Source organism: uncultured Eudoraea sp., assembly GCF_947258525.1.
Classification (GTDB): Bacteria; Bacteroidota; Bacteroidia; order Flavobacteriales; family Flavobacteriaceae; genus Eudoraea.
Genome location: NZ_CAMYIP010000137.1, coordinates 1 through 2222 on the forward strand (window position 1 = coordinate 1; position 2222 = coordinate 2222).

Consider the following 2222-nt stretch of genomic DNA (forward strand, 5'->3'; position numbering starts at 1 on the left):
TGACGGATTATTTCCTCCTAACTTACAGTGGTATTGGAGAGCAGATTTCTTTAATGATTTTAGTGAAGAAGTAAGGGCAGCTCATTTAAAATATGGATCCAGTATTCCAACTCCATTATCGCAAATGCATTTATACCCCATTAGCGGAGCAGCCAGCAGGGTTGGAAAAGAGGAAACACCCTGGGCCTACAGAGATGCCAAATACGCCGGAGTCATTGTTGGGGTTTCCCCGGAACCGGAAGATGCTCCAAAGATCACCAAATGGTGTAAGGATTACTGGGAAGCACTGCACCCGTATTCTTCCGGAGGGGCATATTCCAATTTTATGATGGAAGAAGGACAAGAAAGAGTTCAGGCCAGTTACAGGCATAACTACAATCGCTTATCTGAAATTAAAAAAGAATACGATCCAAACAATTTCTTTAGAGTTAATCAAAATATTAAACCTAAAGCATAGCAAAAAAGCATGCGCTGTTCTAAAAGGTAGACTATTATTAAAAACAAGTAGCTTGCCTCCATTCTATAATAGAAAATCAATACTTCCAGGCCTCTCTGTAGCCAACTATGCGGTTCGTAGGCCTGGTATGTTTGGTAAGGATTCGCCGTTCAATATTTCAATCTTCTTATGGGTTAATGTAATGGTCTTATTAACTCTATTCAAAAGGATTTATAGTTTGTTGTTAATTAAATTGATAAGCTGATATTTATCAGCATTTAGCAAATGATCAATAGCTAAATTTGAACAATTTTTAATCAGATAAACATGAAGAAATTAAAAGGCTTTACTCAGATATTAAGGACCCTGCCAATTGCGGCGGGTTTTATTCTTTTAACAGGTTTTTTCGGCTGTAAAAATGAATTGCCTGAAAATAAAGAAGTGGTAACCAGCATTGAGGTAAGCAGTCCTGAAGAAGTTATCTGGCATATTAAAGCGGTACACCCGGAAGGGAAGCTATTAGACGTCAAAGCACTAGATAAAGATGGTAAACTTTATGATGTTAAAGCCATCCAGGATTCAGATCAAAGAAGTTTTATGGATATTAAGGCCTTGTCTGGCGATAAAACTTTTGCGGTTAAAATTCTGGTAAGTGGTGATAAATACACCCGTATAAAAGCCATTAAAGACGATGGCAGTGTTTTGGATATTAAGGCCCTGAGCCCTGAAGGCGATACCCTGGATATTAAAGGAGTGAGCAGGTCTCAAAATATTATTCATATAAAAGCCATTGACAAAAAAGGTAAATTTTACGGTATCAAAGCTATTTCACCTACTGGTGAACTTAATGATGTAAAAGGAGTAAAATTGTCTGAAGAACAAACTGAAATGCTGATAATGGATCACGCCGTTTATGCTCATGTAAAAGCACTTCCGCAGGCAGGAAGTATTAGCAATGATCGCAATTGGCATGTTAAAGCAATTCACCCGGAGGGAACCTTTATAGATGTAAAAGCAATAGATGCAGAAGATAATATATATGATGTTAGAGCCATTCAGGATAACTATCAACGTAGTCTTTTAAATGTTATGGCTCTGGTGGGCGGAAAAGAAATTCCGGTTAAAATATTGCTAAGCGAGGATGAGTATTCACCCTTAAAGGCTATTACATCAGACGGCTCATTGCTCGATATTAATGCCATTACGCCTGGCGGCGATAAACTTGATATTAAAGGTGTTCGAAGGTCCGGGAATATTGTCCATATTAAAGTGATCGCAAAAGACGGCTCATTCTATGGTATAAAAGCAATTTCTCCTGATGGGGAGCTAAATGATGTTAAAGGCATTAAGATCATGAAAATACCTTTGGAGCAGAAAATTAACGGACATGAGGTCTATGCACATGTGAAAGCACTGCCGCAGGCGGGTCTTCTTCCGTTAGAGTAATTTCCTTATTTGAAATTTTAATCCAATAATCTTCCCCATTTTTCACTTATAAACTCGGCATTCTGACCGACAATAAATTGTAAATCGAAACGTTTTTATTCCACGAGTTAAATCAACCCAAATCCTACAATCTTATGAAACTCCTTATCTCCATATTTAGCAGTCTTCTATTTTTGATATGTATGAACCTTCAAGCTCAGGGACTTTATCAAAAAGGCTCTGTTACCTTTAAAAATGGTAAATCTAACGAAGCCTATGTACAAATGGATTATAAATATCCACAACGTTTCCAAAACTCCATAACTTATATTACGCCTTCAACATATGCCAAATACCTGAA

Annotated in this window: 3 protein-coding genes; all 3 read left to right on the plus strand. The window is 37.4% G+C overall.

The window, feature by feature from the left end:
- Positions 1–457: BBE domain-containing protein (locus tag Q0X89_RS10495; RefSeq protein WP_297693878.1), on the plus strand; the 457-nt coding region annotated here is incomplete at its 5' end.
- A 306-nt stretch (positions 458–763) separates the two neighbouring features.
- Positions 764–1882, plus strand: coding sequence for a hypothetical protein (locus tag Q0X89_RS10500; RefSeq protein ID WP_297693880.1), 1119 nt, complete (start codon positions 764–766; stop codon positions 1880–1882).
- 134 nt (positions 1883–2016) lie between these two features.
- A partial coding sequence (locus tag Q0X89_RS10505; RefSeq protein ID WP_297693882.1) for a hypothetical protein occupies positions 2017–2222 on the plus strand: 206 nt, incomplete at its 3' end.

Bases quoted from the DNA above. Each gene is read 5' to 3' on its own strand.
- Q0X89_RS10500 (WP_297693880.1), top strand. From the start codon at position 764: ATGAAGAAATTAAAAGGCTTTACTCAGATATTAAGGACCCTGCCAATT.